At 76.7% G+C, this 2,285-nt stretch carries 2 protein-coding genes; one reads left to right on the plus strand and one right to left on the minus strand.

Annotated elements, in window-relative coordinates; all coding sequences use genetic code 11:
- Window positions 1-402: SURF1 family protein (locus ABD308_RS21125; RefSeq protein ID WP_344337517.1), on the minus strand; the 402-nt coding region annotated here is incomplete at its 3' end.
- Between the two features lie 1,316 nt (window positions 403-1,718).
- Between ABD308_RS21125 and ABD308_RS21130 the strand changes: the two genes are divergently transcribed.
- Window positions 1,719-2,054 (plus strand): hypothetical protein, encoded by a 336-nt coding sequence (locus tag ABD308_RS21130; protein WP_344337518.1) that lies wholly within the window; start codon window positions 1,719-1,721, stop codon window positions 2,052-2,054.
- Window positions 2,055-2,285: the final 231 nt, after the last annotated feature.

A 2,285-nucleotide genomic window follows, 5' to 3' on the forward strand; every position in this document is an offset into this window, starting at 1 on the left:
GACCGCGGTCGCCGCCGGGGGATCTCCGGCGGCCCAGCCGCGGACGACGGCGGCGGTGCGTCCGTCGGCGGTGCGCAGCGGGGTGAGCACGTAGTAGCCCTGCTTGCCGTCCAGCACGCGGTTGGGGACGAGCAGTTGGTGCTGCTGGTCGAAGGTGCCGGTGACCGTCACGGCGCGGCCGACGGTGTCGGTGGTGACCTGCGGCCGGTCGGCGGCCAGCAGTTCGTCGAGCGGCCGGGGCGTGCCGGCGTCGGACGCCGCCTGGCTGATCTCCTTGTGCGAGGAGACCTTGTCCTCGAAGCGACCGAGCTGCCAGGAGCCGAGCCAGACGCACACCGCGACGGCCGCCACGGCCAGCGCGGTGCCGCTCAGCCAGCGCGGGGTGAGGAGGAACCGGTACACACCCCCACGGTAACCACTCCTCACACCCCGCCCGCCCCCAGGGGCCCCGTGAACCCTTCCCGCCACGCCTCCCGCCGCCGGGAAATATGCAGACCGGTCTACATACTCTGCCGGACGCACGTGCACTCGGGAGTAGGAAGTCGACCCGGCCGACTTCCTGCTCCCGCCACCTCGGCCTCCACCCACGCCCGGGGCACCGAATATGGCGACCGGTCTACATAGTTCAGCCACCCGCGTGGGCCTCTGGAGCTGAAAGTCGAGCCCGCCGACTTCCCACTCCCCTCGCGCCAACCCGCCCGCCCCCACCCGACCCCGCCTCGCGCGTCCAGCCGCAAAAATATGCAGACCGGTCTACATATACTGCCTCGCCCACTCCGCCCACACCCAGACGCCGGAACAGGAAGTCGGTCCCACCGACTTTCCACTCCCAACCGCGACCTCTCCCCCGAACCATCAAAATATGCAGACCGGTCTACATACTCGCCCCGCGCGGCCGGCCCCGTCCGCGCCCGCCCGCCCCTCTACTGGAGCAGAAAGTCGGACCCGCCGACTTCTCGCGCCGCGGGGACGGCCCCCCCCAGCACACCGGCACCCCACCTCAACGGCGAGTCACCCACCAGCCGGCCGCCCCACCAGCCGTTCACCCCGCCGAGGGGGAGGTGCTGGGGGCGGGGGCCTGGGGGTCAGGCGGGAGGAGCTGCGGGGTCGTCCGGTAGACGGTGCCTGCGCAGGCGCCGGGCAGGGCTACGGTCGCGGCGGCCGGGTTGCCCGGGGCCGGGGTGTACACCAGGGTGACGTTCCCCGCAGGCGCGCTCGGGCCGGACGTCCCGGTGGCCGACGGGCTCGGCGCGCCGCTGGGGGCGCCCGTCGTCGCGGTCGGCCGCGGCGGCGTGGTCGGCTCCACGGTGGGGTCGGACGCCGGGACCACCCCGGGCACCCCACTGGTACCGCCCGCCGAGGTCCCCGGCCCGCCGCTCGCGGCGCCGGAAGCGGTCGCGCCGCCGCCCGTGCCTCCCGAGCCGGCGCCGGAGGTCCCCGCCCCCGAGCCGCCAACCTCACCACCGGACGCGGACCCGGCGCCAGGCACCGAACCCGATCCGGAGCCCGACCCCGATCCGGAGCCCGATCCCGATCCGGAACCAGCACCGCCTTCGCCCGCACCGGGCACCGAGCCCGTCCCGCCGCCCGCGCCGCCACCCGTCCCCGGGCCCGTACCGGGACCCGTACCGGGCCCAGTCCCCGGGCCAGCGCTCGCCGTGCCGGGGCCGCCCGCACCGCCCGTCACGCCGCCGCCCCCCGTCGTACCGCCGCCGGACGTGCCCGGCTGGCCGGTGCCGATCGACGCGCTCGGCGAGGCCGACCCGCCACCCGGCACCGCGGAGCAGCCGGCCGGGTCCGGGATCCAGGCGAAGTCCACCCGGTACCCGGCCCGGGGCGCGAGCACGAGCCCGTCGCTTCCCGCGTCCTTCCCCGTCGCCGGGCCGGACGAGGGCCTTGGCGCGGGCAGTTCGGTCGCCGGGTCGCCCGCCGTGTGGAAGGCCACCCGGATGCGACCGGTGTCCGTCCCCGTGACGCCCGTGACGGTGACCGAACCGGGCCCGCCGAGCTGGCAGCCGCGCCCGGAGACGTTGGTCACGGTGAACGAGCCGTAGACCCGCCCGTCGGCGTCCGCTGCGCCGAGGCGCCGGCTCCCCCGCCCCAGGTCGGAGCGCGTGCACAGCGCCGGCACCGGGGCGTCGCCCCCGCCGCTGCTGGTGGCCGTGGAGGGCGCGAGGGCCCCGGGCGCGGAGCGGGTGGTGCTCGGCCCCGCGCTCGGCGAGCCGCCGACAGTGCCGGACGGGCTGCCCGGTACGGCGGTCACGCCGCTGTCGGCGGGGCGGGGG

Origin of the sequence: Kitasatospora putterlickiae (assembly GCF_039527695.1) — a bacterium.
Taxonomy (GTDB): Bacteria; Actinomycetota; Actinomycetes; order Streptomycetales; family Streptomycetaceae; genus Kitasatospora; species Kitasatospora putterlickiae.